The sequence below is a fragment of the Protofrankia sp. CiP1_Cm_nod4 genome (assembly GCF_982290645.1).
Genome location: NZ_CEVIVC010000263.1, coordinates 1 through 2,941, shown reverse-complemented (window position 1 = coordinate 2,941; position 2,941 = coordinate 1). Strand labels below are relative to the sequence as shown.

Genomic DNA, 2,941 nt, shown 5'->3' with positions numbered 1-2,941 from the left:
GCCCCGGACACCGCGACAGGGTCGGGTACGACGGCGAACGCGACATGCCACCGGCCCGCCCGATCCCGGGTCACCCGGAACGACGTCGCGGCCGGTACCGGGCGCGTGCGGCGGAAACGCACCCAGCCAACCTTCGGGACCCGCACCCGCGACCAGCGGCGGTTCTCCCGCCGGAAATCACCGGGTTTCACCGCGACGTTCCGGAAACCCTCGCCCCGGCCGCGTTTCCGGAACGACGGTTTCCGGTGCGAACCGCGGAAAAAGCCTGCCAGGGCCGTGGCGAAGTCCCGCAACGCCTGCTGCTGAACAATGACGCTGCCCGCGGCAAGCCAGCCGAACTCCCGCCGTGCGTCGGTCAGCTGCCGGTTCTGCTCGGCGTATCCGGGCGCGGGTCCGCGGCGCGGATGCCACCAGGATTGTTGTTCGAGCGCGAGATTCCACACGTACCGCGCGTGCCCGCAATGCGACTCCAGAACCGCCACCTGATCGGCGGTCGGATAGAGTCGGAAACGGGACATGGAATGATCCTACCGAAGGGATGCCGATCTATGATCACCGGCGCACCGGGGGTTTCCCACCGGCCGGGATGCGCACCGCCGGTCACGCCGCACGCAACGCCGATCCCGGCGGATCGGCGTTGCGTGCCCCGCTCCGCGGGAGACCGGATTCCTCCCCGGTCTGAAGGCCGGGGCATTCTCTGGATGCCTTCGGTGACCATGCCCGACACATCCCGCAGGAGAGGCTGACCGTGAGCGACGACAAGATCCGGTACCTGCTGCGCCGCGTCACCGCGGAGCTGCACGACACCCGCGAACGCCTGCGGGAGGCGCGCGGTGAACGCCAAGAGCCGATCGCGATCGTCGGCCTGGCCTGCCGGTTCCCGGGCGGGGCAGGCTCGCCGGACGGGCTGTGGCGGCTGGTCGCCGACGGCGGTGACGCGATCACCGAGTTCCCGCGGGACCGCGGCTGGGACCTGGACGCCCTCTACGACCCCGACCCGGACCACCCCGGCACGTCCTACACCCGTTACGGGGCGTTCCTGGACGCGGTCGGCGACTTCGACGCGGAGTTCTTCGGGATCTCCCCGCGGGAGGCGCTGGCGACCGACCCGCAGCACCGGCTGCTGCTGGAGGCCACCTGGGAGCTGCTGGAGAACGCCGGGATCGACCCGGCGTCGCTGCGCGGCAGCCGCACCGGTGTGTTCGCGGGCACGAACGTGGCCGACTACGCCGCCCAGGCCGACCCGCCGCCGGACCTGGAGGGCTACCTCGGGCTGGGCAGCGCCGGCAGCGTGCTCTCGGGCCGGGTGTCGTACACGTTCGGTTTCGAGGGGCCGGCGGTCACCATCGACACGGCCTGCTCGTCGTCGCTGGTCGCCCTGCACCTGGCCGCCCAGGCGCTGCGCGCCGGGGACGCGGAGCTGGCGGTCGCCGGCGGGGTGACGGTGATGTCCTCCCCCGGCGAGTTCGTCGAGTTCTCCCGGCAGCGCGGGCTCGCCCCCGACGGCCGCAGCAAGGCGTTCGCGGCGGCGGCGGACGGCGTGAGCTGGTCCGAGGGCGTCGGGCTCGTCCTGCTCGAGCGGCTCTCGGACGCCCAGCGCGCCGGCCACCGCATCCTCGCCGTGCTCCGCGCCTCCGCCGTCAACCAGGACGGCGCCTCCAACGGCCTGACCGCCCCCAACGGGCCGTCCCAGCAGCGTGTCATCCGCGCCGCCCTCGCCGCCGCCGGCCTGACCCCCGCCGACGTCGACGCCGTCGAGGCCCACGGCACCGGCACCCGCCTCGGCGACCCCATCGAAGCCCAGGCCCTCATCGCCACCTACGGGCAGGGGCGGCCCGCCGACCGGCCGCTGTGGCTGGGCTCGGTCAAGTCGAACATCGGGCACACCCAGGCCGCCGCCGGTGTCGCCGGGGTCATCAAGCTGGTCCAGGCCATCCGCCACGGCGTCCTGCCGAAGACCCTGCACGTGGACGAGCCGTCACCGTACGTGGACTGGTCGGCGGGTGCGGTAGAGCTGCTCACCGAGGCGCGGGCCTGGCCGGAGGTCGACCGCCCCCGCCGGGCCGCCGTCTCCGCCTTCGGCGTCAGCGGCACCAACGCCCACATCATCATCGAACAGGCCCCCACCGGCCCGGACGCCCCAGCGAACGCCGCGCCAGACGCCACCCCGAACGCCTCGGCAGGCATCCCCGCGGGCGCAGGTGCGGGCGATCATGACAACGAGGGGACAAGTGGTCGCCCCGGCAGCCACTTGCTCCCTCAATCTTCCGCTCGGAACGGGACGGACCGCGATCTGGCGGGTGTCTCGGTGAACGGTTCGGTGCAGCGCCCGGCGGGTGCCGGGACGGACGGCCCGGCGGGCCGGGCGGACGTGCGGGTGGATGCCCGGGCCAGCTCGGACGCGTCCGAGGCAGGCGCGCCTGTCGTCGAGGGGGACGCGGCCGGGAGGAGCGCGGGAGCGTCCGCCGAAAGGAGTGCCGAGGGAAGTGAAGGAAGTATTGCGGCGTCTGTCGGCGAACCGGCTGGCAGTCCGCTGCCGTTCCTGATCTCCGCGCGTTCACCGCAGGCGTTGCGGGAGCAGGCCGCCCGGCTGGCCGCGCACGTCAGCGGTGACAGCACGCTGCGGCCGGTGGACGTCGCCTACTCACTGGCCACCACCCGGGCGACGCTGTCCCACCGGGCCGTCGTCGTCGCCGGCAGCCGCGACGAGCTGCTCGCAGGGCTGAACGCCCTCGAGACAGGGACGACGGCCGCCAACGTCGTCGTCGGCTCCGCGGAAGGGGCGGCGCCCGACGGGCAGGTGGCGTTCCTGTTCACCGGGCAGGGCGCCCAGCGCCCCGGCGCCGGCCGCGAGCTCTACGACACCTACCCCGTCTTCCGCGCCGCCTTCGACGAGGTCACCACCGCCCTCGACACCGCCCTCGCCACCTACACCGACCAA

General features: G+C 73.5%; 2 protein-coding genes. One reads left to right on the top strand and one right to left on the bottom strand.

Going from position 1 to position 2,941, the window contains the following annotated elements:
• Positions 1 to 518, bottom strand: a 518-nt coding sequence (locus AC5LSR_RS23930; RefSeq protein ID WP_493469068.1) for an RNA-guided endonuclease InsQ/TnpB family protein, incomplete at its 3' end; no start/stop codon positions are given.
• A 230-nt stretch (positions 519 to 748) separates the two neighbouring features.
• Between AC5LSR_RS23930 and AC5LSR_RS23925 the strand changes: the two genes are divergently transcribed.
• Positions 749 to 2,941: type I polyketide synthase (locus tag AC5LSR_RS23925; RefSeq protein ID WP_445548800.1), on the top strand; the 2,193-nt coding region annotated here is incomplete at its 3' end.